The sequence below is a fragment of the Methylophilus methylotrophus DSM 46235 = ATCC 53528 genome (assembly GCF_000378225.1).
In the GTDB taxonomy this organism is placed as follows: Bacteria; Pseudomonadota; Gammaproteobacteria; order Burkholderiales; family Methylophilaceae; genus Methylophilus; species Methylophilus methylotrophus.
Genome location: NZ_KB905142.1, coordinates 29150 through 55588, shown reverse-complemented (window position 1 = coordinate 55588; position 26439 = coordinate 29150). Strand labels below are relative to the sequence as shown.

General features: G+C 51.3%; 24 protein-coding genes. 5 read left to right on the top strand and 19 right to left on the bottom strand.

Annotated features, from left to right (window positions below; all coding sequences use genetic code 11):
- The 7 genes from F463_RS0106860 to F463_RS0106830 all read right to left on the bottom strand — a co-directional run bounded on the left by F463_RS0106860 (position 1) and on the right by F463_RS0106830 (position 6780).
- The gene (locus F463_RS0106860; protein WP_018986325.1) at positions 1-927 is read right to left on the bottom strand and encodes a hypothetical protein; all 927 of its coding nucleotides are present in this window, start codon (positions 925-927) and stop codon (positions 1-3) included.
- A complete protein-coding gene (locus F463_RS0106855; RefSeq protein WP_018986324.1) occupies positions 924-1862 on the bottom strand; it encodes a DUF58 domain-containing protein in 939 nt (312 codons plus the stop codon). Before F463_RS0106855 ends, F463_RS0106860 begins: the two co-directional genes overlap by 4 nt.
- A 29-nt stretch (positions 1863-1891) precedes the next feature.
- Positions 1892-2911: an AAA family ATPase gene (locus F463_RS0106850; RefSeq protein ID WP_018986323.1), complete on the bottom strand. Its 1020-nt coding sequence runs from the start codon at positions 2909-2911 to the stop codon at positions 1892-1894.
- Between the two features lie 127 nt (positions 2912-3038).
- Complete coding sequence (locus F463_RS0106845; RefSeq protein WP_018986322.1) at positions 3039-3314, bottom strand: methanol dehydrogenase [cytochrome c] subunit; 276 nt, start codon at positions 3312-3314, stop codon at positions 3039-3041.
- A gap of 82 nt (positions 3315-3396) precedes the next feature.
- Entirely contained in the window at positions 3397-4005 is a 609-nt protein-coding gene (gene moxG, locus F463_RS0106840; protein WP_018986321.1) for a cytochrome c(L), periplasmic, read from the bottom strand.
- Positions 4006-4042: 37 nt separating this feature from the next.
- The gene (moxJ, locus tag F463_RS0106835) at positions 4043-4885 is read right to left on the bottom strand and encodes a methanol oxidation system protein MoxJ (RefSeq protein WP_018986320.1); all 843 of its coding nucleotides are present in this window, start codon (positions 4883-4885) and stop codon (positions 4043-4045) included.
- Positions 4886-4983: 98 nt separating this feature from the next.
- Positions 4984-6780, bottom strand: coding sequence for a methanol/ethanol family PQQ-dependent dehydrogenase (locus tag F463_RS0106830; RefSeq protein ID WP_018986319.1), 1797 nt, complete (start codon positions 6778-6780; stop codon positions 4984-4986).
- Between the two features lie 277 nt (positions 6781-7057).
- On the opposite strand from F463_RS0106830, the gene F463_RS0106825 reads away from it, so the two are divergent.
- Genes F463_RS0106825 through F463_RS0106805 form a run of 5 tightly spaced genes read left to right on the top strand, consistent with a single transcriptional unit; the run spans position 7058 to position 11596 of the window.
- On the top strand, positions 7058-8449 hold the full coding sequence (locus tag F463_RS0106825; protein WP_245545161.1) for a histidine kinase: 1392 nt from the start codon (positions 7058-7060) through the stop codon (positions 8447-8449).
- The gene (locus F463_RS0106820) at positions 8436-8789 is read left to right on the top strand and encodes a hypothetical protein (RefSeq protein WP_018986317.1); all 354 of its coding nucleotides are present in this window, start codon (positions 8436-8438) and stop codon (positions 8787-8789) included. Before F463_RS0106825 ends, F463_RS0106820 begins: the two co-directional genes overlap by 14 nt.
- A 13-nt stretch (positions 8790-8802) precedes the next feature.
- Positions 8803-9435 (top strand): response regulator, encoded by a 633-nt coding sequence (locus F463_RS0106815; protein ID WP_018986316.1) that lies wholly within the window; start codon positions 8803-8805, stop codon positions 9433-9435.
- Between the two features lie 12 nt (positions 9436-9447).
- Entirely contained in the window at positions 9448-10194 is a 747-nt protein-coding gene (locus tag F463_RS0106810) for an ABC transporter permease (protein WP_018986315.1), read from the top strand.
- Positions 10187-11596, top strand: coding sequence for a DUF4350 domain-containing protein (locus F463_RS0106805; protein WP_018986314.1), 1410 nt, complete (start codon positions 10187-10189; stop codon positions 11594-11596). Before F463_RS0106810 ends, F463_RS0106805 begins: the two co-directional genes overlap by 8 nt.
- 70 nt (positions 11597-11666) lie before the next feature.
- Here F463_RS0106805 and F463_RS0106800 read toward each other — a convergent pair whose 3' ends face one another.
- The 12 genes from F463_RS0106800 to F463_RS0106745 all read right to left on the bottom strand — a co-directional run bounded on the left by F463_RS0106800 (position 11667) and on the right by F463_RS0106745 (position 26151).
- Positions 11667-12644, bottom strand: coding sequence for an EpsD family peptidyl-prolyl cis-trans isomerase (locus F463_RS0106800; protein ID WP_018986313.1), 978 nt, complete (start codon positions 12642-12644; stop codon positions 11667-11669).
- A 124-nt stretch (positions 12645-12768) separates the two neighbouring features.
- Entirely contained in the window at positions 12769-13458 is a 690-nt protein-coding gene (locus tag F463_RS0106795; RefSeq protein WP_018986312.1) for a CAAX prenyl protease-related protein, read from the bottom strand.
- Between the two features lie 37 nt (positions 13459-13495).
- Positions 13496-14059, bottom strand: coding sequence for a hypothetical protein (locus tag F463_RS0106790; RefSeq protein ID WP_245545159.1), 564 nt, complete (start codon positions 14057-14059; stop codon positions 13496-13498).
- Positions 14060-14191: 132 nt separating this feature from the next.
- The gene (locus F463_RS0106785; RefSeq protein ID WP_051082056.1) at positions 14192-15802 is read right to left on the bottom strand and encodes a putative porin; all 1611 of its coding nucleotides are present in this window, start codon (positions 15800-15802) and stop codon (positions 14192-14194) included.
- A gap of 50 nt (positions 15803-15852) precedes the next feature.
- Positions 15853-16557 carry a TonB C-terminal domain-containing protein gene (locus F463_RS0106780; protein ID WP_018986309.1) on the bottom strand — a complete coding sequence of 235 codons (705 nt, stop codon included), beginning with the start codon at positions 16555-16557 and terminating at the stop codon, positions 15853-15855.
- A 2-nt stretch (positions 16558-16559) separates the two neighbouring features.
- Positions 16560-16964: an ExbD/TolR family protein gene (locus tag F463_RS0106775; RefSeq protein ID WP_018986308.1), complete on the bottom strand. Its 405-nt coding sequence runs from the start codon at positions 16962-16964 to the stop codon at positions 16560-16562.
- A gap of 3 nt (positions 16965-16967) precedes the next feature.
- A complete protein-coding gene (locus F463_RS0106770) occupies positions 16968-17378 on the bottom strand; it encodes an ExbD/TolR family protein (RefSeq protein WP_018986307.1) in 411 nt (136 codons plus the stop codon).
- Between the two features lie 9 nt (positions 17379-17387).
- Entirely contained in the window at positions 17388-19064 is a 1677-nt protein-coding gene (locus F463_RS0106765) for a DUF2341 domain-containing protein (protein WP_018986306.1), read from the bottom strand.
- A gap of 319 nt (positions 19065-19383) precedes the next feature.
- Complete coding sequence (locus F463_RS0106760; protein ID WP_245545158.1) at positions 19384-19884, bottom strand: PEP-CTERM sorting domain-containing protein; 501 nt, start codon at positions 19882-19884, stop codon at positions 19384-19386.
- A 34-nt stretch (positions 19885-19918) separates the two neighbouring features.
- Positions 19919-22210, bottom strand: coding sequence for a 5'-nucleotidase C-terminal domain-containing protein (locus F463_RS15250; protein ID WP_018986304.1), 2292 nt, complete (start codon positions 22208-22210; stop codon positions 19919-19921).
- A 47-nt stretch (positions 22211-22257) separates the two neighbouring features.
- Complete coding sequence (locus tag F463_RS0106750) at positions 22258-23016, bottom strand: PEP-CTERM sorting domain-containing protein (protein WP_018986303.1); 759 nt, start codon at positions 23014-23016, stop codon at positions 22258-22260.
- 57 nt (positions 23017-23073) lie between these two features.
- Positions 23074-26151: an ExeM/NucH family extracellular endonuclease gene (locus F463_RS0106745; RefSeq protein WP_018986302.1), complete on the bottom strand. Its 3078-nt coding sequence runs from the start codon at positions 26149-26151 to the stop codon at positions 23074-23076.
- Between the last annotated feature and the right edge of the window lie 288 nt (positions 26152-26439).

The following is a 26439-nucleotide window of genomic DNA, read 5'->3' as shown; positions in this document are numbered from 1 at the left end:
TCAAGAAATCTCCATCTGACTCAGGGTTTTAGCCAGCTGTTTCAGTTTATCCAGCGACCAGGCGGCTGGTTTACCGGCAAAAAAAGTGTGCTGCAAGTCTTGATAGAAATCTTGCAAAGCCTCGCTGTAGGGCTGGATAGCCTGATGCGTGGACAATAGCTTAGGCAAATTCTCTGCGGTTACCGCGTAGCCCGCAAACTGGTCCATGGCACGGCTGAGTAATTGCATCGCCTGCATGGGAGCATGCGCCTGTTGCTCTTTGAGCGCACGCATCGCCCGCCAGGCCTGCCTGAACGGCATGCGTTTTTCTTGTGGCAACTGGATCACACCAAAGTACCAGAGCATGTAAACCAGGCCCAGACCAAAGGAACCTGCCCAGCCAGCCAGCTGCCAAAGCTGGCGTGACAGCGGCCAAGCCGGCAGTGGCGCATCGGGATACAATTTGACGTGCTCTGCATCAATACGCGCTGGCAACAGGCTGGAAACAATGACTTTATCCGCGGGCACATCCACCGTCAGTCGCTGCTGCCCCCGCTTGAATTCAAGATGCAGCTTTTTCAGCGGCATGGTTTTCACCGTATCGCCCGCAACAAATATCTGCCAGTCGATAGTAAGCAGAATCAGGCGCTCCTGCTTGGTATCCTTGATCTCCCAGTGGGCCTCGCGTAACTCGATCGCCTCATTCTGCGCAGGCGGTGGCAAGCTGGAGGCGTCCAGTTCAAATCCTGGCGGCACATGCAAGGTAATATGCTGTGTTGCAATACTGCCCAGCGTGTAATCGACCTCCCGCGTCGTGCTCTCGGCACGCACTTGCAGCTGATCGCCGCTTGTCGCAACCGCCTCATTTAGGCCCGCCAGGCAGAATAGCAGGCTACCCAGCATCAACAGGCCAGTTTTATTTTTCAGGCGGTTTATATCCGCAGTCATGCCATGGTCTCCATTAAATGCCGACTGATATCTTCCGCCTGCCAGCCAGGACTCAGCCACAATGGGGCACGTGTGCCTGCTTTTAATAGCTGTGCATTCAGTGCCTGTTTCTGCTGTTGGGCATTGGCGACGATCTGCTGATGCAAGCGACGCCTGAGCATCCAGCTGCGCTCTTCACCTGTTTCCATGTCACGCAACCTTGCCCAGCCAAAAGCAGGTAAGCCTTCAGTGGCGGAGCGGTCACGCAGAACCACCGGAATCACATCGTGACCCTGACCTGCTTGTAGTATTTTCTGTAACAAATCATCGGCCCAGTAAAAATCTGACAGCAGGAAGACCAGCGCACGTTGCGGGCCTATCGCTTCCATGGCTTCCGGCATTGCAGTTGCGCCTTTGCCCTCCCCTCCGCTGGCACCTGCGGCTTGCCAGTATCTGGTCATTTGCTGCGCAATCATGTGTGCGGTGCCGGGTTGAAAAGTAGGCATGACCTGCCAGGCCGGGATAGGGTTGTCCGCTGCCGCACACATGCCAAATGCATCGCCTTGTCTCGTCGCTGACCAGGCAAGCGAAGAGACAAACTCAGTCACCTGTTGCCGCATATTGGACTCGCCATCAAAAAACATGGAACTTGAAAGATCGACAATGGCAAAGACACGGATCGCGGCACGTTCAAGATAGGTCCTCACCAGCCATTGACGGGGGACGGTACGCACACTCGCCCTGATATCAATGCGTTTGGGATCAGGACATGCCAACAAAGAAGAAAAACCGGCAAAATCACTGCCATTACCATGATGTGCGGTCAGGGTCGCCCCGGCGTGATAGGACTTGGACCGCCACTGAATCGTGTAAAAAAACAGTGCAGGCTCAAAAGCGCTGTGTACACGGGAAACGCGACGGGACATGGCGCTAGGCGCAGACGAATTGGCCATCATTGGGATCAACCTCTTGCCTTATCATTGCCCTAAGGTGCTGACACTTTGTCGAGCACCGCTTGCAACAGCAGTGGTGCCAGGCGCTCATGCTGCAAGGCATACGCGCCATTGAAGAACACACGATGCGTCACCACAAATGGCCATACGGCGCGAATATCATCTGGCGTTAAATAATCGCGATCTTCCAGCCAGGCACGTGTCCTTGCGCTGCGCATCAGCATCGCCATGCCGCGCGGGCTGGCACCACCCGCCAGCAACCGTGACATATCGACATCCTGCAGCTGAATGCCTGCCGCCTGCGGGTCTTTCAACACCCGCCACAAATCGACCGCGTAGTTCTGCAATGGCATTTCAGCGCGGACTGTAGATTGAACGGCCTCAGCGACCGCATTCAGCTGATCGTAAGGGGTCAACCCTGACGGCTGCTGGCTGACCAGCGCATCAACATCATAAAAACGGGTGTCAAACATCAGCGCACGCTGCAGGTCTTTATCATCCGGCGCCTTGACGGATATTTCCATCAGGAAACGGTCCCGGGCCGCAGCAGGGATTTCAAACGTCTCCTCACGTTCCAGACGGTTTCTATCGGCGAAGACGGTTAAGTGTGGGAAATGGTATTCACGGTTAAAGGCGTTGACCGAACGCTCGGCCATCAGGCGCAGAAACAAGGCGTGTGCCTGTGGGCGGGCACGGTTGATCTCGTTGAAAAAGAAGACGGACAAAGCCTCATCATGTTGTAATAACGGCCCTGGCTTGACTGCCGCCTGGCCACGCTCGTCAATATAGGCATGATAAAGAAAGTCGCTGGGCATCAGGTCGATGGCACCTTCAATCCGCTGGTAACCACCACCCAGCAAATGTGCCGCAGCGCGCAGCAAGGTGGTCTTACCGACACCCACATCGCCTTCCAGTAACACATGGCCGCGCGAAAAAATGGCAATTGTCAGCGCACGAATTTGCTCCGGCATACCAACGACGACAGTGTTTAATGCTTGTTCAAACGCCAGCGCGCGTTCGCGCCAGGCTGGCAACTCAATGTTGTTTTCCATACATAATCCATGATTCGGGATGAAACAGGCCACTATCGACTGCATGCAGTCGACACCGGTATGTCACATACTGGGGATGAAGCCGACACCGGAAACGATGTCAGCTTCCTTGGGGGGATTTTTTTGATTACTTCACGTCAAACACGAAATTGCCGCTGGATTTTGCGTTGGCAATGCGTTTTGCATTACGCTCATCCATGGCTTTGATGGCTTGCTCTTGTTTGTTGAGCTCTACCGGATCATGTTTCGGGTCATATTTTGAACCCGCAATTTTTTCCGGATAGCCTGGTTTGGCTTCCCAGCAGTTGCCGGCTTCTTTACAAGTTTGACCGTCGTATGCCAGGGCCTGATTTGACACTGCAAACACACCGGCAACTGCCAGTAATGTCAATACGTGTTTCATCACTTTCTCCTTAATCACAAATTAGCTGGTGTCTTGTTTTAATTACCGGAATGCCCACCAGCGAGACGATCCGGCAATCCTGTTAACCGTGCGGGGCTGCGCCACCGTTTTTCTGGTTTTCTTCTGCTTGATGACGAATCCAGGCAATAATCTGAATAATTTCGTCGACTTGCAGGCGGCCTTGTTGCGGCCCCATCATGCCGGCTGCGCCACCATAAATCGTTTCAAAAATGCCTTTGTCCGTTTCATTTTTGGGATAGGTCCAATATTCATCCGCCAGGGCCGGGCCTAACTTACCTTCCGCCAAATGTCCGTGGCATCCAGAACAGGCGGTTGAAAACAGCGTATAGCCTTTTTTGATGGCCTCTTCATTGTTGCGATATGGATTTTCGCCTGTTGCAAGAAAGTGCTTGGCTTCGGGGCTGAAGGTTTCACCCTCCATCGGGGAGACATCCAGCACATCGCCGGACAGCGTGCCACGGAACTCCAGTGCAGGACCATCTTTTAAAGCAAGCTGCACAGGGGCGCTCTTAGCGCTCTCTTTGGCATTTGCAGACGCATCCTCTTTTGCACAGGCCACCGTTAAAAAAGCAGCCATCACCAGGCCTGATACGCCAAAAGCCACCGCCAGCTGTTGTTTCGCACGGCGTGATTGCGGATGTTGTACCTGCAATTGTTGAGATTCTTTCAATTCAAACTCCAAAACTTGATTAACAAAATAGGGTGGCTTAATGCAGGTTTAACAGAGGAATACCTTCATCTTTAAGGATGGCAGTAATCTCTGTGCCATGTGCATCAATGACACGATTCAAAGCATCCACCAGCTCGGGGCGCTGCTTGTTGACGCCCATGACGACGTTGTAGTGCATGGGGATTTTTTCACCGTTGGTTTTTTTGGCGGTATCTTCGACGATCACCATATTCAAAGGTACTTCGGAGGCACGCACATAACGCGCAGCTTCTGGTGCCCACAACATCGCCATATGCAAATGCATACTGGCCACATCATTCACCAACCGGGAAGGCTCGACGTGAATGTAACGGTTGCGAGTGGACTGAAAATTCTGGATTTCAGTAAAGTAGTCAAACATGTCGTCAAAACGATTAATTTGCAGCAACATGTTTTTGCCAGGGCTATCCGGCATCACACCAATACGGAAATTCTTCTCTTTAAGGTAGGGATGATCCCAGGAGGTCACATCAATTTCGCGGTCTTTGCGCGTAATAAACACATAGGCTGACCGATAATAAGGCTTGGTTGTCAGCACACGTGGGTCATTTGGGTCAGTGCCTATCAACACATCACACTTACCCGCTTCCATGTCTTTTTGCAGGGTGAGTGGATTGGTCCACCAAAAGTAGTTGACTGGCATATTCAACGCTTTGCCAATCACGCTTGCAATCTTGTTTTCAAAGCCTTCTTGCTTGTCATTTGAAAAAGGTAACTCGGCCTTACCAGCACAGACATTGAGTGCATTTGCAGCCATGGCAGGCAATGCCAAGAGGCTGAATGCCACCGTGAGGCAGGCACTTACCCAGCCAGCACGGACTTTTTTTACATCAGGAAACATATTTGCTCTCTTCACTCTAGGGCTGAGAACAGGGCGACCGGCCCGCCTTGCGACTGACGGCCACCCTGCACACTACATCAACAGGTTCAGGACTTGAATTACAGGCTGAACACCATCAGGCCACCGCCCATTTGTGTGTGGTTTTGCAGTTCTTTGAACGCACCAACCGCACCCAAACCAGCACTTGGGTCTGTCAGGTCAAACACCAGACCAACACCTGGCCAGCCACCAACACCGTACATGCTGCCGATATACTGTTTACCCTTGAAGGAGTAAGTCATTGGAGAACCGATACCACCGGATGGCATCTTGAAGTTCCACAGCTCTTTACCGTCTTTGTTATCCAAGGCTTTCAGGTAACCGTCCAGTGTTGCGTACCAAACCAGGCCACCTTTGGTGTACAAAGTACCGCCCCAAGCTGCAAATTTCTCCCACTTGGTCCATTTAGCTCTACCAGTGGTCAAGTCAAATGCACGGATCTGACCCATTTCTTTCTTGGTTGGGCCGTTAGGGCCAGGGTACATGGCCAAAGTCGCACCAACGAAGAACTGACCAGCACGGTATGGCAGCATGAACGGCTCCCAGTCCATACAAATGTGGTTCAGGCCTGCGTACAAGGTACGGCTTTCCGGGTCGTAAGAGTCAACACCCTGGTTGTGGAAGCCCATCGCAGATGGACAAATATTGGTACCTTTGTGGTCCATACGGGTTGCGAACTCTGGATCACGTACTGGCGTACCTGATTTCAGGTCAACCTTTTTGAACACGTTCACGGCTGGATCCACTTTTTCAGCAACGATCAGGTTGCCGTTTTCGCGGTTCAGTGTGTACAAGATACCGTTACGGTCAATGTGGCTTAACAATGGTGTCATTTTGCCGTTGACTGGTTGATCAGTCAGCACCATCTGGTTCACACCAGCAAAGTCCCACTCATCATGTGGCGTCTTTTGGTAGCCCCATTTAGCCATACCGGTGTCCAGATCACGACCCCAAATAGTCATTGTCCATTTGTTGTCGCCAGGACGCATGGTTTCGTTCCATGGTGCTGGGTTGCCTGAACCGTAGTAGAACAGGTTCAATTTAGGATCGTAAGCATACCAACCCCAGTTTGTACCGCCACCGATTTTCCAGGCATCGCCTTCCCAGGTTTTCAGACCCAGGCCGAATTGACCGTAGTGTGGATTGTCCTTGTTGAAGTCTTTAGCCAGACGGATAGACTCGTCAGAACCGGTTGCAAATGCACGCCATTTCAACTCACCTGTTTTCAGGTCGTAGGCGTTTACTGCACCGCGCACACCCAGCTCCGCACCTGAGCAACCCATCAACACAGTGTCTTTGGCAACGAATGGTGCCTGTGTCAGTGTTTGACCAACTTTAGGATCACACACTTCCACTTCCCAATTGATCTTACCGGTTTTAGCATCCAAAGCCAGCAAATGGCCATTTGCCTGTTTTTTAACAATTTGGCCAGCACCATAAGCCAGGCCACGGTCTACCACGTCACAGCACATCACGGCTTTGGTGGAAGCGTCTTGCTTGGGTTTGTGTTGCCAAACAATTTTGCCTGGATCGTTCAGGTTCAGGGCATATGTATTGTTTGGAAAAGCGGAGTGGATGTACATCATGTCACCAATCACCAATGGCGCACCTTCGTGACCATTGAGTACACCGGTGGAGAATGACCACGCTGCTTTGACGTTTTTAACGTTTGATTTGTTGATTTGCGCCAATGGGCTGTTGTGCTGGCTGTAATAGCCACCAGTCGCGACTGGCCAGGCGCCTGGGGTGTTCAATGCCTTGTCCAGGTCAGCATCTGCCACAGCCAGGCCGGAAATGCTTGCAAACAAGCCCCCAACCAAAGCGCCAACAACGGCACGGGATGATTTCAGTTTCATACTTTCTCCTAATCTCTTAAGAATGCGTTTTTTAAGTGTTGTGGCAGACACCCCCCCGAATGCCGCACTTCACGAACCGAATTGTTAATAATTTCTAACAAAGGCAATAGATGAAAGATTCCCTATGATGGATTCAAGAATTCATTCCTACAGACCGGCCAATAAAGGGAATTTTTCACGGGGCAATGGCAATGAATGTGGTCTATAGTGCGCATGTCTGTACATGACCCTCATATTCGCGTGCAGAAGCAATTTGGAAGTATTTGGTCACCTCATCATGCATTCTTATAACCGGTCTATCCCTGTGATTACTGACATTCAAAAGCTGGGCAAATTAAGCCGCTCCAGTCGTGACACGCTCATCGTGATCGCAGGCGTGGCACTGACTTTTGTTTTGTCGTCACAATTTGACTTGGCCGAACGTGTCACCGCCTGGCTGCTGACCTATGAATATGCCCAACTGGATGAAATCCCGCTCACCCTGTTTGTGTTTGTGTTACTGAGTGTGTGGTTCAGCCAGCGACGCATGCAGGAGATCCACGCAGAAATTCAGCGCCGCAAACAAACTGAAATGCAGTTACGCAACAGCCAGCAACTCTATATCACGCTTTTTGATGGCGACCTGACGGGCAACGTGGTGCTGGATGTTGAAGGCAATATTGGCATGCATAATCGTGCTTTTGACCGTATCTGCCGCCCGCTCAGCACCAACCGCAATGCCAGCCGTCTGTTTTCTTTTCATTGGCCGGAGTTTGTGCTGCAGTTGCAGCATCACAAGGAAATCAATTTCAATAAACTGCAGATCCGTCGGCCGGATGGGTTGCCTTGCTATGTCGGCGCCCGCTTTATTTACGTCCCGGCTGAAGATATTCATGATGCTGCCCAGATTCATGGTTATCTGGTCGATATGACCGAGCAATGCCTGGTAGAGCAAGATCTTGAGCGTACACTGAAAGAAAACAGGGTATTGGCGCGCCATGCCATGCAGGTGCAGGAACAGGAGCGCAAATATATTGCCAGCGAGATCCACGATGAAACCGGGCAATACCTGACCGCCATCCGCATGGATGCCCTGGCCTTGCAGAAAAGCTCACCGGACCAGGCCAATGTCATTGCCGTCCGCATTGCCTCTAACACGCAACATGTACAGCAGTCCATTCGCAGGCTGATCAAACATTTGCGGCCACCCGCGCTGGATTCGCTTGGACTGATTGGCGCCGTAGAACGACTAGTCAACGACTGGAAAAAGCTGAATGCGCGGATTGAATGTCACCTTGCGCTAGATATCGGCGAACAGGCACTCAATGAAGACATCAATATCGTGGCATTCCGCGTAGTACAGGAAGCACTCACCAACATCTCACGTCATGCGCAGGCCAGCGAAGTCTGGATAGACATCAAGGTAATGATGCGCCAGGACAAACCCGCGCTGCAAATTGAAATCCGTGACAACGGCAAAGGCATGGATACGACACAAGCCACAGAAGGCGTCGGCCTGGTTGGCATGCGTGAACGTATCGAGTCGCTACAAGGCAGTTTCAAGCTCATGAGTGGCTTGCAGGCTGGCACCATGATTACCGGACTGATTCCTTTACCGGGGCCGCAGCATGCCCTGCCAACAGAAACTTCCACTTCAAACTCAGGAGTAAACGATTATGCAACACCGTAACTGGCTGGCCCTGCTTGCTTTCCTTTTGCCACTATCCCTTTCCGCCAAAGATTTGCAGACGGAAGAACGTCCTTTTCTGGATGCCTACAGTGGCAAATCTCGCCAATATGTAGAAGAGAACCTGGGCAAACCGGTGAAAAAGGAAACGGCTATCAAGCCACACAACGCCGACCAGATCCTGCGCGAAAAAGGCCAGGCGATTGCCGGGGAAAGTGACAGCGTTGAAATGTGGTATTACCGCGGCAAAATCCAGTACGCGCCAAACAAATTTTTTAATACGGCTGAACTCACCTTTGCCAATGACAAATGTGTGAACATCACCTTTGCCAATAAGAAATAAGGCATAAAAACACATGGCAAAAGTAATGATTGCAGATGATCATGCCATGCTCAGGCAAGGGCTGCGCACATTGCTTGAGCAGGCCAATCATGAAGTGACCAGCGACGCGCTCAGTGGCGAAGAAGCCTGTGCACTGGTAGAGAAAAACCATCCAGACCTGCTCATCCTGGATTTAGACATGCCAGGGATTGGCGGACTGGAGACGCTCAAACGCATTCTGCATCGCAAGCCACAGATGCGCGTGCTGATTTTCAGCATGCATGATGACTGTATTTACGCCACGCGTGCCATCCAGACCGGCGCACGGGGCTATGTGACCAAAACCGAGCCACCAGAAGTGGTCTTGGAAGCAGTGCAGAAAATACTCAAGGGCGGGCGTTACATCAACAACGAACTGGCGCAAAGCCTGTCGATGTACCATCTGGAAAGCCAGGAAAATCCGATACAGAAACTTTCTCCAAGAGAGTTCGAGGTATTCCGCCGGATTGCCCATGGTGAAGCCCTGGCGGCCATCGCCAAGGCCATGCATATCGGCTACAAGACCGTTGCCAATATCCAGACCAGCGTGCGGCAGAAACTCGGCGTGGAAACCACCGGCCAGCTGGTACATATTGCAGTCCGTTTTGGCATTATCAAAGGACTTTAGGCAGGCAGCATCATGATTCTGGTCATTGCCCGCAAAGAACTGCGCAGCCTGTTTGCGACGCCCATGGGCTGGCTGGTACTGGCTGTTTTCCAGGCGATTGTGGGCACCTATTACAGCCTGAGTTTCAACCAGTACTTTGAAATCATGCACAGTGCTCACTGGCAGGTACAGCGCATAGGCATCACCCAATTTATGGCCGAAGGTGTGTTTGGCGTGGCAGCCGTGCTGATGCTGTTTGTGGTCCCGCTGGTGAGCATGAAGTTGATTAGTGAAGAGCGCAAGAACCAGACCATGGCCTTGTTGATGAGTGCCCCGCTGAGCATGAGCGAGCTGATTCTGGGTAAGTTATTGGGGATTGTCAGCTATCTGAGCCTGCTGATTATCAGCATGGTGGTGATGATTGCCCTGCTGTTACCCTGGGCAGAAATCGACCTGCCCTACCTGATCACGCATGCTTTTGGCCTGTGGTTGCTGATGGTAGCCAGCAGTGCGCTTGGTCTCTACGTTTCCTGCCTGACCGCCAACCCGATACTGGCGGCCTTTTGCAGCCTCACTGCCCTGTCTTTCTGGCTGTTACTGGATAAGTTTTTCAGTGATCACTCCAAGGCCTTATTTCATGACTTTTCCCTGATGCAACATTACCGCCAGTTTGCCTCGGGCATGCTCAATAGCTACGACGTCTTGTTTTTTGTATTATTTGCGCTGTTTTTTGTTTTACTTGCAATCCGCCGCTTACATGCGGACCGACTTTATGGCTGACTTAGAACCACCATACTTCCAATCAAAAAAACACTGGCGGGCTGTCTTGGCAGGCTGGTGGCAACACCACTTAGCAATCCCGGTATTGCTGCTGATAACTATTTTAATAGGGGTGGTCTCCTGGCAGTTCAATCTCATGGCTGACACCACACATAATCACCGCAACACCTTGTCTGCGGCCAGCAATCAGGTGTTGCAGCAATTACCCAGCCGCATAGAGGTGACAGCCTTTTGCAGCAACAGCCCTTACAAGGGGCGCTACTTCAGAAAATCAATCACGGCACTGATACAGCGCTACCAGTACCTGCATCCCGCAATAGATCTCCAGTTTATAGACCCATCGAATGCCCCGGCACTGGCACGCCAGCAGCAAATACAAAAAGAGGGCGAAATGATCATCCGTTACCGCGGCCAGGAAAAGCGCATGTACTTGCCTTACACAGAAGAAGCATTCACCAATGTGCTACTGCAACTGCAACATGGTGAACGTGCGCCCGTCCTGTTTGCCAATGGCCATGGAGAAGCTGAACTGGACGATACCTCAGCGCAAGGTGCCAGCCAATTGGCGGCGGCACTGAATAATGCAGGCTTGCAAGTCAGACAGAGTCAAGCTTTTGAGCTTGGCCTGGGCAACAAGCTACCCACATTAGTCCTGGCCGGGGCCATGCAACCCTATACGGCAACGCAAGTGCAAGCCATCCAGACACATATCACACAGGGTGGAAACCTGGTCTGGCTGACGGATTCAGCGTCAAAACAAGGCTTGCAAACCATCGCAGACACCCTGGGCCTGCAGATCAGCCAGGGCACAGTGATAGACCTGACCAATCGCCATTTTGATATTCCCCTGCATGCGCTTAGTACACAGCGCTACGCCAGCCAGGGGCCAACCCAGGACTTCTCCTTACGGACATTCTTTGACCATGCACATGCCATCCATCGTCCGCGGCAGTATGGCGACCCTTGGCGGGTGATTCCTCTGGTGGCAGGGGCAGAACATGGATGGGTGAGTCATGCTTACCGTAGCGAGCACGCCGGGACAATACCCGCTTTTAATGCGGAAACCGATATCCGTGGGCCAGCCACCATTGCGCTAGCGATGGAGAAAAAGCGTCCTTCCGGTGAATTACAAAGAATTCTGGTGTTGGGCAGTCGTCAGTTCTTTACCAATGCGCAACTGCAGCGCGGAGGAAACCTGGCGCTCACCATGCAAAGCTTGCAATGGGTGGTCAACAACCAGCCCAGCATCAGCCTACCGGTCACGCCATTACGTGATAGCGTGATTGCCCTGCCTCAGCAACAACTCTGGCTGATCCTACTGTTTAACAGCTTCCAGTTTGGCTTGCCTGCGCTATTACTGTTTGCTGGCTGGCTTAGCTGGCGCAGAAAGCATCGCCACTAAGCCTGTTTTACCTGATAAACATGCAATAAAAAACCCCGGCATGGCCGGGGTTTGACAATATCTGTACCAATTAGAGGCCAGACAAGCCTTTCTCAATCGCTGGATTATGCGCTGGCTGCGTGGACTCCGACGCAGGTGCAGCCAAAGGCGCTTCAGGTTTGTCGGTATCCGGCTTGACCGCTGGCGTTGCTGGTACGGTTGCATTGCCATCCATGGTCATTTTGGAGAAGTCGCCGTAAAACTCGACTTTCGCCTCCTTACGCAATGCCGCTACCTCGTTCTTGATCAAGGTTTGCTGGTTGGAGTTGACCAGGAATTGCTGGATCACTGGCTTGGCTTTTTCCAGATCTACCGGCTGGCGGTCAATTTTAGCCAAGAACAGCAACACCAGCGCCTGTGGGCTTTTCACCACCAGCGTATCACCTGCCTTCAGCGTATTCATTTTTTTCAGCAGCTCCAGCGGCAATTGCTCAGCGGCTTTACGGCTGGCATTCACACTGAACATATGGTTATGGTCTTTCAGCCAATTGGCAATGTCATCCCCGGTTTTTGCATCATTGATCCCCGCTTCAATTTCACTGGCGTGCTCGTTACCATCCTTGATGGCAAATTCCTGGATCACATACACATTACGTTCGCTGAATAGTTCGGGATGCGTATCGTAAAACTTCTTGATGTCATCTTCTGAGGGAGCCGCCTGTTTCGAGGCCACTTTCTGCATATAGGCTTGCGCCAGCACTTGCTGCTTGGTCGCTTCGAGGACTTGCAACACATTAGGGTCACGGTCCAGTTTTTCATCCACAGACTTTTGCTTAAGCAACTCCATGTCTACCATTTGCTGCAACACTTTTTCAGACGCCGCCTTGACTTGCGATTGATCCAGCTTGCCCATTTTGGACAAAGCAAAATTCAGCTGATGCACGGTGATTTCACTGCCATTCACTTTCGCAACCACTTGTGAGCCACCTTTGGCAGCACCTTCGTGTTTACTACACCCGGCCATGACCAGCAACAGTGCTGGCACGATTAATGCGATTTTCTTCATCATCACCCTTCAATATTTGGTATTTTGTGTTTCCTGCCACGACAGTCACCAACTGATGACGGCCTGCCACAGGCCCGTCTTTAACGATGCTCATCGTCACTGAAAATCACATGCTATCACACCCTGTTTACCAGTACTGCCAGTGACCACCATATACCACCCAGATCCCCAGCACGGCATTGGTTGTTACGTGAGCCAGTATTGATACCCAGAGCACTTGGAATTGACGGTATAACCAGGCATATACCAGCCCTGCCAACAGCCCTGCTAACCAAAGCTGATGTTCCACCGCGAATAATACGCTACTTACACCAATTGCATAAGTCGTCACAACAGCAGGTGAAACCGACATAAAGTCTGTATTGTCCAGCCTGCGCATCAAATAAGACCGCCAGAACAGCTCTTCGATCACTGGCACGATCAAGGCCGAGCCACTCCAGCGGCAAATCAACCAGAAGATATCTGCATGACTTTGCATAGGCATGGCCGGTGCAATAGTTGCAGCATGCCCACCCAACCAGACAGGATAAGGAATGACCCAGAGCAAAAATACAACCCCGCCCGCCAACAAGGCAATAAGTGCCTGATTAAAACTAGGTGCCACACGCAATTCGACATAATCACGGCAGAAGTTCAGCAGCAGGCACAAAGCCAGGAGACTACGCAATAAGTAGGTAGGTTCTGCGCCTATCCCCAACCGTGTTAACACAACAGCCAGCCAGGGCTCTATCGCCAGTAATAATATAAATCCGGCAAACGGGTAAATACGGGCACGTTCATGCCGGGTGAACCAGGAATTCAAAAATGCAGTCATCATGCCAGCCGCTCAATAAACACACGTCCCCTGCAAATAGTCAGGGCGTGGCTATTGTATCAACTTTATTTTCCAGCAACTGCGCCTGTTTATCCTGCAGGAGATTTTCCAGCTCGACACGCTTGAGTTGAAAGAATGGCTCTGAACGCATGATTTTCTGATACACGCTCGCATCGTCATACAGACTGATCAACTCGTGCCCATAGTTGTACAAGCGGCTGTTCTTTTCCTCACATGACACCAGCTGCTGATGCGACGCACCAACTTTTGCCACCAGGGCCTTACGCTGCATGTCATTGGTGTCCAGGTCGGTTTTTGCTGCTTTCAATGCTTCCTGGGTGATCTCAAGCTGCTGGCCCTGCTCAGCCAATTGCGTTTGCAATTGCTTTAACTGGGCCGACAATGCCTCATTTTCCTGAGTCAGTTTCTGGTTTTCTGATTGTAATTGCTGGTTGCGTTTTACTTGCCCTTGCAGTTTTGCCGAATGTGACCGCTGCTCAGTTTGTGCATGATCAAGCGCTTGTGACAAATCCTTTTTTTCCTGCTCAAATTGCGTTTGCAAGGCCGATTTTTCAGCTTCCAGATCCTGCTTCATTTTTTGCATCAGAATCGCTGCGCGCTTGGCGGCTTTATCCTGCTTTTCGGCAGCTATAGCCGACTGAACAATACAGATGCTAAGGACAAAAAAACAGACTAATTGAGCTATGTGTTCAACAAATTTCATAGTTAGCTTCTTTTAAAAGCGTGCATTCAAATCAAACAATAATACATCTACAGAAAATGGCTTTCCACTCACAGTATCTGCACTCATATAACGTGCACTCAACCAGGCATTTTTATCAATTGCATAATTGCCAAACACATACCAGCCTTTAGTATCTGTGCCGCCTAGTCTAAAGTTAGAATCGTTAAAGGCATCTAACACCGCATCAGCTTCAATGTACTTATAGCCTAATGAAACCTGCCATTCATTGGCTTTTATCAATCTAGTAAAAGGGCCATTAAAACTGTTATGTCCTAAATCCATGCGGAAATTGTATGCATCGGTTTCTTGGGCATAGAGATTCCCGGTACGTCTTAAAATATCGTCTCTATCGAAGCCGATATTTTTCACATAGTCTGCGGTAAACGTGAGATGAACAGGGTCAAATTGCAACACATCCACTTGTGCCAGGAAATTAATCAACTCAAATTTTGATGCAATACCATACAAAGGATCTGATCCCGCATTATTACTATTGATGTCAAAAGTATTGTTACCTCGTTGTCTAAACAAGGGGGCTGTATTTCTGAAGTCGTTTAGTCCGACCGAGTTCAGTTGGCCTTCTACGTTTTTAAAATCATGGTAAGCAAAAGCCACTTTCACATTAGTCTTTGGAGTGGCTGCCCAGTTGATTCCTGTTTGTAGGGAGTACAGCCACTTATCCTTGGCTTTATTAGTTGAGGATGACTGAACCTCTTCCACTGGGAAGGCACCAATTGTCGTAAAGTTGCTTAGCCGTTCGCTAAGAGCAGGTGTAAATTTAGCTACAAATCCATCAAACGCTAAATCCGGATCCCACAAGATATCCGTATAAACGAAAGGATTTTCAAAGCGGCCACCTGTCACATTGAACCAAGGTGCGACTTGAGCTTTCAAAAATACGCGATCAAGTGTGAATTGATATTTACCTTGAGCAATCCCTTCTGTTTGGTTCGGAGTCACTGGCGTGTTGGGCAAACCGGTCACGAATTGAATCCCACCAGTTAACCAGTCATTAACTTTAACATCCGCTGCCAAACGTGCTCTCACCCGCCACCGGCGTCGCTCTTCCGAGGAGTTTTCCAAATTCATGGCGCGCAAGGGATCATCACTCAAGACCTCAAAGTCTGCATTTCCTCCATCAAAACTGTCCTCTTGTCCACGCAAACGTAGATCTCCATGAAAGCTGACATGATCTATCCACTCAGGCATGCCCAAACGCTCTCCAGCCTTGTAATTCAACTTCTCCATCACATCATGTTCAATTTCTTCACGCATTGCTTGCTTTACATGCTGCGGAATATATTGCACACGCACAGTTTTTTCATCAATCGCTTTATTAACTTCAGATCGCACGTTCTCTTTAAACTCAGCCTGCTGACTATGTTCTTTGGCATCAGCAGCGGCTTTTTGCAGCAGGGCGTCAGCTTTCTGTTTCGACAACACGCCTTCCTGCACCAGCAATTCAATCAGGTTAGTCGTCGTTGCACGCAATTGCTCCAGTGACTCGCGTTCATCCGCATGTGCACTCCCTGTCGCCGCTAACTGGGTAAACAACCATACGGCAACTGTAGTTCTTTTTAAAGGGGTATTGAGAGTCTGCATATCCTCACTCACAGTATTTAGTTTCCACATTTGGTGTGTGTATTAATGAATTAGCCCATTTTTTTTGCCGTGATCCGCATACGAATAGGCATCGGCATGTTTTCAGGGGGGCTTTCCTGCATGGCGGGTAAATCATTCAGGGCTTCACGTATCCCTTGTTCAATCTCTGGTGTTGAATCAGACTGCTCAACAGATAATCTTTCAAATTGCCCGTTAGGTTTTAACCAGACACTGACCACGATCTTGTATTGACCTTGCGTCAGTTTCTTGTCGCGCTCAATCGCACGCTCAATCTGCGATTTGACCAATCCGGCATACCAGCGGAACTTGACGCCTCCGTCCGAACCTATGGTGGCAACTGCCCCACCCTTGTATTCGTTATTCACCGCACCGGCCTGGAACGCGCTAGGACCGTCACCGGCAGGACCCTCCATTTTCAGGTTCTCTGCAGGCGGCGCTTCCACCGGTTTCGGTTCAGGCTCCTTTGGCGCCTCTTTAGGCTGCTCTTTTGGGGTTTCCTTGGGCGGCTCTTTAGGCGGCGGTGGCGGCGGAGGTGGGGGCGTATCAGGTAGCAACTTCACGGTCGTGATTTGCTTTTTTTGTGGGGCGCCCCCAGAAAACAGTTTTTTAATGCCATAGCCAATCCCCGCCAGTACTGCCAATACCAGCAAGGCAATCAATATGCGCGTTGTCCATAAGCGTGTGGCAGACACAGGTGTTTCTTCTGCCATTGCATCTGTCTCATGCAATACCATGCTTATGTCCCGATCTTGCCGGTCACTAGGCCGACGTTTTCAATTTTCAGGCGGTTTACCAGGTCAATCACGCCTATCACACCTGCATAAGGCGCCTGTGGTTGACCCTTAATCATGACGTTGAATTTCGGGTCCATGGCCTTAGCCTGGTTAAGCTGGGTTTCCAGCTCGGCCATGCTCACGCCAACCCCATTGATGGTCAGCGTGCCGCCCTGCTGCACCTGTACGATTTTGATATCGTGTTTTTCAGTGCTCGGCTTGTTGGATGGCTTGGGCAAGTTCATGGTCAGCCCCTGCACGCCAGCCGTCGTCATCAGGATAAAAATCACCAGCAGTACATAGGCCAGGTCCAGCATGGGCGTAATGTTGATGGTGTCGTAAGGTTGGGCATCGTTTTGTACCTGCATGGCTTATTCCACCACTTTCTTAGTCACCAGGCCGACTTCGGTGATGTCCAGCCGTTTACAGATTTCTAGCACTTCTGAGACCTTTTCATAATGGGCAGCAGCATCGCCTTTGAGCACCACGGGCAACTCGGGGTTGCTGCTTTTATATTGCGCCAGGCGCTGCTCCAGTTGCGCCATATCCACCGGAAACGCATCAAGGTAGACACTGCCATCACTGGTCACGGTAATGGCGCGCATTTGCGGTTTGGCCAGCGCTGCAGAGTTCACGGTATGCGGCATGTCGACTTTCACACCTTGCACGGATGCTGTGGTCATGATGATGAAAATCACCAGCAGTACGTACGCCAAGTCCAGCATGGGCGTAATGTTGATCTCATCGTAGAGCTGGTTCTCTTCTTTGACGCCTTCTGACATTTCCCAGCCTTATTCCTTACCGTACAATTCAGCAGTACGGGTGATAAATTCATCGACAAAAATCTGCATGGCGATGGTGATGTTTTTGACGCGGCTAGCCAGGTAGTTGTAGCCAAACAGCGCAGGAATCGCCACGCCCAGACCAGCCACAGTCGCCAGCAAGGCGGCCGCAATACCTGGCGCAATTGCGTTAACGTTGACGTCACCCGCAGCGGCAATCGCGGCAAATGTAATCATCACACCGACCACTGTCCCTAACAGGCCAAGGAAAGGACCACCGGAAATTGCAATAGTGAGCAGCACCATCATGCTGTTCATGCGCTGGGTTTCACGTACCAAGTCAGCATCCACTGCGGCTTTAATCGCATCAATGGACGCGCCACCCAAAGCAACTTTGCCATCCACTTCACGCTTTTTGATTTCACGCAGGCCCGCTTTGTATAAACCAAATAGGCTGGAATGGGTGTAACTACCGGTTTTATCTAGAGTCAATAAGTCTGTAGTATTGGATTGCTGAAAGCGCTTGAGGAATAAAGCATTGTCTTTATCAGTACGGCTGACCAGGCGTGCCTTGCTAACCATGACCCAGGCACTGATGGCGAACATGACAGCCAGAATGCCAATCACCACCTTGGCGTCCACCGTCAGGCTGTCAATGAGGATGCCCATGTAATTGGCTTCGCCACCCTCACCTTCCTCTTCAGCATCTGACGGAATCACTTTCACCATACTGGCATCCGCGCCTTGCGATTGGGCCACCAGGGCCAGCCAGGATGCACTACGTGCCGTTGAAGCAAATTGCAGCTCATCAACTTCAGCGCTTAAATTTTGGCCGAGCGTAACACTGGCGGCAGCTTGCGCGTCATTGGCCGCCACTTGTCCTGCCACCTGTCCATTCACATAAATGATGGCCTGGTCACCCTGGAATACCAGCGCAATGTGCTGCCACTGGCCAGGCTTCAGTTCACCACCTTGCGTGTTGGCGGTACCGGCTTGCAACACCAGCGTACTGCCTTCGAGTTTCAAGGTGACGTTGCCGCTTTTAAAAATTTCCGCCGTTTGTGGCAGATTGGCCGGCTTTAACCACACCGACCAGGTGCCGCCATTTGCCAGAACGGGCGCAGCGGGTAAGGTGATGGTCAATGGGCTATTGTTAAGGTTGGCACTTTCGGCAATTAAACCGGCCTTTTGCACAGTGGCATTACCCATGGCGATCAATTGGTTGGGGCCAGTGTCTTTGAGCAAGGCATTGTCAGAGAAGGCAAAGCGTGCCAGCAGGGCGGGATCATTGAGCACTTGTGCATCACTGGCAGACGTGGCTGATTCATTGCCAGCGGCAAGACTGATCGCAAGGTCTTTATTCGCGGAAGAAACCTGCGGCAGCACAACCCAGGCCACCGCCAATTCATTCACTGCATCATATTTTTCCAGTGAGAATTTGAGTTCTGTTTTGTCGTCTGCGGCAATAAAACGCAGGTCAGCACCGTCCACATTCGCCCCGGTAAAATCAAAATTACCGGAATGCAAACGCACCAATACTGGGGCCTGGTTGACGGCTTCCTTAATATTGGTGGTATCTATGGTAATTTTCTGTTGTGTCGCCCAATCTTTGTTCCAGGCGGCAAACACGGAAGTGGAGAGGCTGAGCCCCAATAATCCAACCAATAAACCTAATGTTTTCTTCATAGCTTCGCTGACAAGTTAATTCGAGCAGCAAGTCTATAGAGTGAATGTTGCAGACAGATTAAGATCGGACTAGTCGGACTATATCTGTTCAGTGCCAGATTTTTTTAAACAATGGATAGCCGGAATAAGTGAGCGAGCGGGATGAAGTGCAAGGCGCACGGAACGCAGAAACCGAGATAGTACGCAGTGTACAGCGAGGTTGCGAGTACCGCGCAACGCAGCAATTTGCCCGCATAGCCACTTATTCCAGGTATCCCAATAAAAAAGCCCGGCGAACCGGGCTGCTGCGTTCATTGCAAACGCGTTGATGCAGAAATAATCAGGATTGGCGACGTGCCGCAATCCAGCCAAACAGACCCAAGCCTATGAGCATCAGGCCGGTTTGTGTCGGTTCTGGTACAGCCGCGGCATAGGCCAGACTACCAGTACCAGAGAACCCCAGAGTCGTGTCATAGGTAAAGTACGCATCCGAAGTATCGCTGCCACCTGCAATAAAGCTAAACCCGATCGCCGGACTGTTGGAATCTACGGACCACTCCAGGCCAGTAAAAACGCCATCCTGGAATACGGCAGTGGCATCGGCCAGAGCAGGCGTTGCCAGGTTGAACAGGTTGCCACCAAAAGTGAAGTTCAGGCTGCTCAGATTGATCAGTTCAGTGCCCGATGCCAACAGACCGGCATCATCAAGGCTGAACTGACCCTGATAGCTGGTACCGTTGTAGTAACCGGATTCAACTTGACCATTAAACTGCCAGGATTGAATAGCTGCCTGGGCTGGGATGACGACTGTCAACAAGGCAGCCAACGTGATTTTTTTCATGAATGTGTTCATTGCAAAATTCCTTTAGTAAACATTAAAGTATGAAATCTCTGGCTGGCGACACTTGTTTGGCGGTCAAACCTTTCAAGGTCACTAATGGTTTAGCTACGGCAGGACCTGTCGCACCATCGGTATCGACCATCAGTTGTACGCCACCAGTCACGTCCATCAAGCGCAGGTAGCCACCTGTGAGGGCACTATTGGCAGATACTCCAAGTGAAGCCAGCAAGGACGTCAGCTGCAGCTTGTCTGCATAAGGCGTAAAGTCAGTGATCGTGTCACCCGCTTCACGCATGCTGTTATAAACAAATACATCGTTACCTGCGCCACCAGTGAGCGTATCCACACCCAGGCCACCGTTGATCATGTCATCACCTGCGGTGCCCACCAGTACATCACGTGCAGCCGTGCCAGTGCGCGTGACACCAGCGGTTGAATTGGCAATCGCCAGGTCAATCAAACGGCCACCTTTGTCATACTGGTTTTCCAGGCCATACATATTCACAGTAATTTCATCACCATCACTATTATTCAAGCGACCCAGGCCACCCTCTGATTTTGGCGTTTGAATGAAGTTAGCCAGTGCTTCCTGATAGGTAATGGTGAATGGGCTGTTTTCAAACTCCACTGCATTAGCCGCAAATGGATAACCGTCGCCACCCGCTGCCGTAAAGTCTATGGTGGTAAATGAGAAAGTACGGTTATTGACCACAACACCGTTATCAATCAGCACGGTGCCGTCATCCAGCACCACACGCTGAATGCGGCTCCCAGTCCCTTGTGTGGTTCGGGCAGGGTTGCGGCTGTCGTAGATCACCTGCATGCCAGAGATTTGTGGGTAACGGCCATTGGCACGGCCAGTTGGGCTGGTGTCGCCATAGCCATGCTCCAACAGATCTTTAAGCTGGGTGGCATTCATGCCGGGCGCACGCTTTACCAGGTTGGTAAATGGCAGGATATTGAAAGTATCGCCTACGGATACGTTGCCAGCGGATGCAATATTGGTTCGGATACCGCCGCCATTCTGGATCGCGACATCTGTTTTACCGGCAAAGCGCATTGCGTCAGCGACCAGGTTGCCCAGGCCGGTTTCAGCGTTACGCACACCAGCCACAAACGTACATGGGAGTGCAGCACAGGTCGTATGCGTCGGGCCGTTGAGTTTGACAGCTGTGGTGCCTATGATTTGTGCGTTCAGTGCTGCAATGTAATTTTGCACTGGCGTCACCACTTGTGCCTGGATCGTGGCATCGCCACTCACACGGTCTGCATCCGCGGCGGCACCGCTGACACGCATCATTTTGCTGGAGTCAATGCCCACAAAGGTGCCATTGCTATCATCAATCGTGAAGTTGAGCTCCCCGACGTAGCGGTTACCAAAGTGGCTGGTAAGCACAGGCACTGTGCGGCCATTGGCATCTACGGCATTCACTGGATGCGAATTGTAGGTCGCAGCCACGCCACCGTTGATCAGTGCATCATCAGGATCGGCCATTAACTCATGACCACCGCCGGACAACACCAGATCAACACCGGTCAAGGCAGGAATCACCACATTGATTTCATTGGCAGCATTTTGCAGATGGCTGATCAGGATGACGGTTGTCACGCCTTGCTCGTTACGCAAGCGATTCACTTCCGCCTGAATCAGCGGAATCAGCGCCTGCAGGTTTTGTGCCTCGGTGTTGTTGGCATCAAAGCCAATCAAATTGACTGGTCCTGGAGAGGAAATATTAGGCAACAATGGTGTCGTTGCACCTACCAGGCCAATCTTGTGGCCCGCGCTGGTCGTGATGATTTTTGATGGAGCAACTTTGCCTGCAGCCTTGAGACTGGCAAAGGGGTTTGTGGCATCAAAATTAAGGTTCACAGACAAGTAGGTACTGCCTGACACTTCAGCGAAACGGGCAGCCACATCGGCACCGAGGTCAAACTCATGGTTACCAAACACAATCGCATCAAATCCAATGTGACGCAAAGCGATGGTGTCATAGAAGTCCTGACCACCCATGTAAGCGCTGCCCAGATTTTGAAAACTGGCATTCAAACGAGGGCCTGGTAAAAAGGCGTCACCCGCATTCAGCTTGAGCACGTGGCGGCCTGCAGCTTGCGCGGCTGTTTCAGCATTTTTGATCACGGTCGCCAGACGATCTACACCACCATAAAATGAAATCGCCTGACCGGAGTTATCGCGCAAATTACCTTGTGCTGTCAATAACCAGCTTTCCTGGTCGCCCACATGTAATACAGTCACACCCTCCGCCCAGGTCACACTGGCAGTCAAGGTCAGTGCGACACAAGCAGTTAATTGTTTCAGTTTAAACATTGCATTCTCCACACAGTGCCGTGATGCATCACGGCACTCATTGATGATTAACGTGATTGACGGCGACGTACCAGAGTCAATACACCCAAGCCAGCCAGCAACATGGCGGCGCTATCTGCTTCAGGCACGGCACTGACACTAAAAGCAGCAGTATTTGGAATTAATGCAGCGGAAGTACTATTGTTCGTCGTGTCTACGTTCCAGTTATTCACATTAGCGACTTGTGCTTTGTAGTCAGCAAAATTGTTCAAACCACTGCGTACACCGTTGTACTCCGCATAATCCGGTTCGCTGGAAGCGCCAGCTTTGGCAGTCAACTCAATCGCATTCACGCCTTTGGTCAGACCTGTGTTGGTTAGCGAGCCATCATTGGCAAATTTGCCATTGGTGATTGCCGTCAGGAAGGTGGTTGGTGCAGTGGCAGCGGTGCCTAAGTAGGCATAGACCGTTTCTTTATCGTTACCAATGCCCCAGTTGCTGCTACCGCTCACTGTTACGCGGGATAACACACCAGTAGAGGCCGACAGGGTGGTTTTGTCGTAAGCAGAGAAACGCACCACAGTACCTGCAGTAACCAGGCTACTTGAAACCCACTGGTTATAGCTTTCACCAGTATTGAACGCGCTGCCAGTCCACTCGTTATCGCTAAAGTAGAGGGTGGTGTTGGCGGCGATGTCGACAAAAGTCACGAAGGACAAACCATCTTCGTCGGCATTGAAGGCTGTGAACATGATGTCACCGGCATTCAGGGCTGCGTTAGCCTGGCTGGACAGCAACAAGGCGGCGATTAAACTGATTTTTTTCATCTTAAATATCCTCTCACTCGGTTTTTAAAAAACAACTTACTGATTTGTTATGGTTGATTACCAGCGCACATCACGTTGTGCATCCAGTTGGTTCATGGCTAATCCCTTCAAAGTCACCAGGGCTTTGGCTGTTGCCGGGCCACCAGTGCCATCCGTATCAATTTGCAATTGCACACCGTCTGATACGGTCACCCAGCGCGCAAAACCATCGGCAAAAGGCTGGCTACCGTTGTAGCCTATGCTCTGCAGCAACTCGGTGATGTCCAGTTGATCCTCTCCCGGCGTGAAGTCGGTAATGGTGTCCGCGGCATCGCGCATACTCTGGTAAACAAAGGTGTCACGTCCAGTCAGGCCGCTGAGGGTGTCTGCCCCCAGACCACCTGTCAGCACGTCATCACCAGCGGTGCCGACCAGGGTGTCGCGTTGAGCACTGCCGTTGACCGTTTTTACCAACTGCACCCCGACAATGACCGGGTCATGGTCAGAAGAACGGTAAGGGCTATCGGTATAGAGGTCTTGCGGTTTGAACTCGGTGTTGTAATCAATCACAAACGGCTCGTCGGCGTTAATATGCCAGTGCGATGTGCCTGTTATTTGCGCGGCCATGCTGTTGCTGGCCAAGGCATGGTCCAGATAACCAGATTCGCCATCAAACACGTAGGAGTAATCGCTGTCGCCATTAAAGCGGGCAATCTGGTCTTGCAAACCAGCTGCCGCCAGGGTCAGGATGGGATCTTCCTTGCCGTAAGCATTCAAGTCACCAATCACCATCACATCGCTATCACCAGACTGCGCTTGCACCGTATTGATAAATTGCAGCAAGCGGCTGGCCTGGGCGATACGTTGCGGGTTGTAGCAACCCTGACCACCACCTTGATCCTGGTTAGCACCTGCAGCATCCGAGCAGCTCTTGGATTTAAAATGGTTGACCAAGACAGAGAACTTCTCGCCATTGGCTGCACGGAAGGTTTGTGCCAGTGTTGGACGGTTGTTGATACTGTCGTTATCGGACAATGCCCCAGCAGTTGGTGTCAGTTTGGCCGGTTTGTAGATCATGGCCACTTTAATGGCATCTGTGCCAGTCCCTGACACTGGGTCAGCGATCACGGCATACGTGTTGGCGCCCAATACCGCGTTCAAACCATCGACCAGATTTTGTGCCGCAGTGAGTCCATTATTCTGAATCTCCATCAAGCCAACCACGTCAGCATTCATGGCAGTCAAGGCACGGATAATCTTGTTACGCTGGCGGTTAAATTCCACCAGGTTATTGGCACCTCGGCAGTTAGAGGCTGACACGCTATTACCCAAACGGCAGCCTTGACCGGTCTGGCCGCTGGCAGTGGCACCATTGGTAAAGGTCGTGAAGTAGTTGAGTACGTTAAAGCTGGCGATTTTAAGGTTACCTGCCACGCTGGCGGGTGCCGCTGTCCGCAAATTGACACGGCTAAACTGTACCGGCTCGGTCGGGTGCAGTTTGTAATCACGTGGGCCTGTGCCTGAGGCTGTAATCAAGCCGTGGTCGATCACGCCGGTCAGGTTTTCCACTACATCGCCGGCACGCAAGGTATTGTCTTCGCCAATAAACGGAATCGGGTTGGGGTTTTGTGCACTGCTACCGTCGTCCAGCACCAGGCGTCGACGCGCATTTTCATCGGCTAACTGTGCCGCGGCGGTCGAGTTGGCTGGATAAATATTGCTGGGTTTGATCATGCGGCCTTCGGCAGACAAGGTCACCTGGCCATAACGTCCCTGGAAGTAATTTTGTGATGCGGTCATCGGCGCGGTGATACGCACCAGCATCCCTTCATAGGCTTCCAGGTCACCTTCTGTCACTTCTGGCAAGGTTATGTCTGTTGGCAGAATGTTGCCACTGCCAATCACCTGCAAGCCGCTGATATTGACCAGTTCGGTGATGGTATTGAACTCAGTCACATTGGCCGTCAGGCGGATTTTTTGCCCTTTGCTCACGGTAGGTGTCACGCCTGAGCCTAGATACACAAATACGCCATCTGAGGTTTGTGGATTGCCATCACCGGTGGCATCTTGAAGGTAAAAGCCATTCAGACCAGGGAAAACTGCAGTGACCACGCCTTCTGTCGTGACGGTTTGGCCATTAAGCGGGCTCACAGACGCAATCCCCAATTCGCTGCCCTGAATCTCGTAAATGCGCGTGATATTGGTATTTTTAATCGTGATATCGACGGTACAAGTTGCCGTCTGCGCTTCATTATTGGCAAACTGGATATCGGCCGTGTACTGCCCTGCAGGCAGGCTGCCATCCAATTGCAACGTCGCGCTGGCTGACTGGCCATCACTGCTGGCCGCAGCAAAATTCACCAGGCTCACGCCGCTCGGCGCATTAGAAGCCAAGGTCGCGGCATTGACCACACTGTCAGCATCAGACGCTTGCACCTGAGCCGCACCAACCTCACCAACTTGCAGCGTTATCGCCGGGCAAGAAGTGACAATCGGTTGATTCCCTGTGCCACCTCCCGTATTGCCTCCACCGCAGACATTCACAGCGCTGCTGCTATTGCGTGGTGCGGGTGCGCCAGTCACAAAGTCGCTGCCGTTCTGGTTGGTATCCTGACAGCCATTATTCTTACGTAGCAATGCCGTGCTGCTTGAACTTGCCGGTGCTGTCGAGCCTTCGGCAAAATTGGCCGTGCCATAACCTACCAAATCGGCAATCTGCGCCAACTGGCTGCTGCTACACACATTAGAGCCGCCGTTACAAGTGAGGCCAGTGCTGCTCTTGACCAACACCACCTTGCCGTTGGTCCCGCTCATGTCAGTGCCATTATTACTGGCATCTGGCGTAGGCAAAGCTGAACCGTTGGCCGTGCTACGCAAACCCACCAGGTAATATTGGCCAGGTTGCAACACGCCAGCGAGGGTGGTCACACCGTTGGCAGAAAAGTTGCCAGTACCCGTGGCGCTGGCATACTGCACAGACCAGCCATTGATATCCACCACCACGCTACCGTTGTTGAATAACTCAACGTAATCCTGGTTATAGACACTGCCCTGACCGCCATAGATCTGGCTAATCACCACCTCGGCATAGACAGGGATACTTAAGGAGGACAGACCCAACCAGGCCAGTGCCCAATGCATTTTTTTAAATTTCATTCAGGACTCCGAAGTTTTTCGCTCGATTAAAATCCTGAATACTTTAGCAATTTGAATTGCCGCCAATATTAAGTTTGGCACCAGCGCACTAGTCAGGTTGGACTAGAAAATCCGCTGTAATCCCCTCCAATTCATACTTTTTTAGGTCAATCACTAAGCCGTCAGACTAGTCTTCATCGCCTGAATGCCGCGTATGGCTTGCCTGGTCTGTCTACGAACAGCTCCGCCTAAATTCTAGATAGCTTCCTGTATCAAGCATTTGCCTACCCAAAAAAACCAAAAAAAAGC

Coding starts and splice junctions, on each gene's coding strand:
- F463_RS0106750 (WP_018986303.1), bottom strand. CDS start 23,016: ATGAAAAAAATCAGTTTAATCGCCGCCTTGTTGCTGTCCAGCCAGGCT.
- F463_RS0106770 (WP_018986307.1), bottom strand. CDS start 17,378: ATGTCAGAAGGCGTCAAAGAAGAGAACCAGCTCTACGATGAGATCAAC.
- F463_RS15250 (WP_018986304.1), bottom strand. CDS start 22,210: ATGTTTAAACTGAAACAATTAACTGCTTGTGTCGCACTGACCTTGACT.
- F463_RS0106800 (WP_018986313.1), bottom strand. CDS start 12,644: ATGATGAAGAAAATCGCATTAATCGTGCCAGCACTGTTGCTGGTCATG.
- F463_RS0106790 (WP_245545159.1), bottom strand. CDS start 14,059: ATGCAAAAAATGAAGCAGGATCTGGAAGCTGAAAAATCGGCCTTGCAA.
- F463_RS0106780 (WP_018986309.1), bottom strand. CDS start 16,557: ATGGTATTGCATGAGACAGATGCAATGGCAGAAGAAACACCTGTGTCT.
- F463_RS0106810 (WP_018986315.1), top strand. CDS start 9,448: ATGATTCTGGTCATTGCCCGCAAAGAACTGCGCAGCCTGTTTGCGACG.
- F463_RS0106845 (WP_018986322.1), bottom strand. CDS start 3,314: ATGAAACACGTATTGACATTACTGGCAGTTGCCGGTGTGTTTGCAGTG.
- F463_RS0106805 (WP_018986314.1), top strand. CDS start 10,187: ATGGCTGACTTAGAACCACCATACTTCCAATCAAAAAAACACTGGCGG.
- F463_RS0106760 (WP_245545158.1), bottom strand. CDS start 19,884: ATGAAAAAAATCACGTTGGCTGCCTTGTTGACAGTCGTCATCCCAGCC.
- F463_RS0106745 (WP_018986302.1), bottom strand. CDS start 26,151: ATGAAATTTAAAAAAATGCATTGGGCACTGGCCTGGTTGGGTCTGTCC.
- moxJ (WP_018986320.1), bottom strand. CDS start 4,885: ATGTTTCCTGATGTAAAAAAAGTCCGTGCTGGCTGGGTAAGTGCCTGC.
- F463_RS0106775 (WP_018986308.1), bottom strand. CDS start 16,964: ATGCAGGTACAAAACGATGCCCAACCTTACGACACCATCAACATTACG.
- F463_RS0106785 (WP_051082056.1), bottom strand. CDS start 15,802: ATGCAGACTCTCAATACCCCTTTAAAAAGAACTACAGTTGCCGTATGG.
- F463_RS0106815 (WP_018986316.1), top strand. CDS start 8,803: ATGGCAAAAGTAATGATTGCAGATGATCATGCCATGCTCAGGCAAGGG.
- F463_RS0106860 (WP_018986325.1), bottom strand. CDS start 927: ATGACTGCGGATATAAACCGCCTGAAAAATAAAACTGGCCTGTTGATG.
- F463_RS0106820 (WP_018986317.1), top strand. CDS start 8,436: ATGCAACACCGTAACTGGCTGGCCCTGCTTGCTTTCCTTTTGCCACTA.
- F463_RS0106855 (WP_018986324.1), bottom strand. CDS start 1,862: ATGATGGCCAATTCGTCTGCGCCTAGCGCCATGTCCCGTCGCGTTTCC.
- F463_RS0106765 (WP_018986306.1), bottom strand. CDS start 19,064: ATGAAGAAAACATTAGGTTTATTGGTTGGATTATTGGGGCTCAGCCTC.
- F463_RS0106850 (WP_018986323.1), bottom strand. CDS start 2,911: ATGGAAAACAACATTGAGTTGCCAGCCTGGCGCGAACGCGCGCTGGCG.
- F463_RS0106825 (WP_245545161.1), top strand. CDS start 7,058: ATGCATTCTTATAACCGGTCTATCCCTGTGATTACTGACATTCAAAAG.
- F463_RS0106795 (WP_018986312.1), bottom strand. CDS start 13,458: ATGATGACTGCATTTTTGAATTCCTGGTTCACCCGGCATGAACGTGCC.
- F463_RS0106830 (WP_018986319.1), bottom strand. CDS start 6,780: ATGAAACTGAAATCATCCCGTGCCGTTGTTGGCGCTTTGGTTGGGGGC.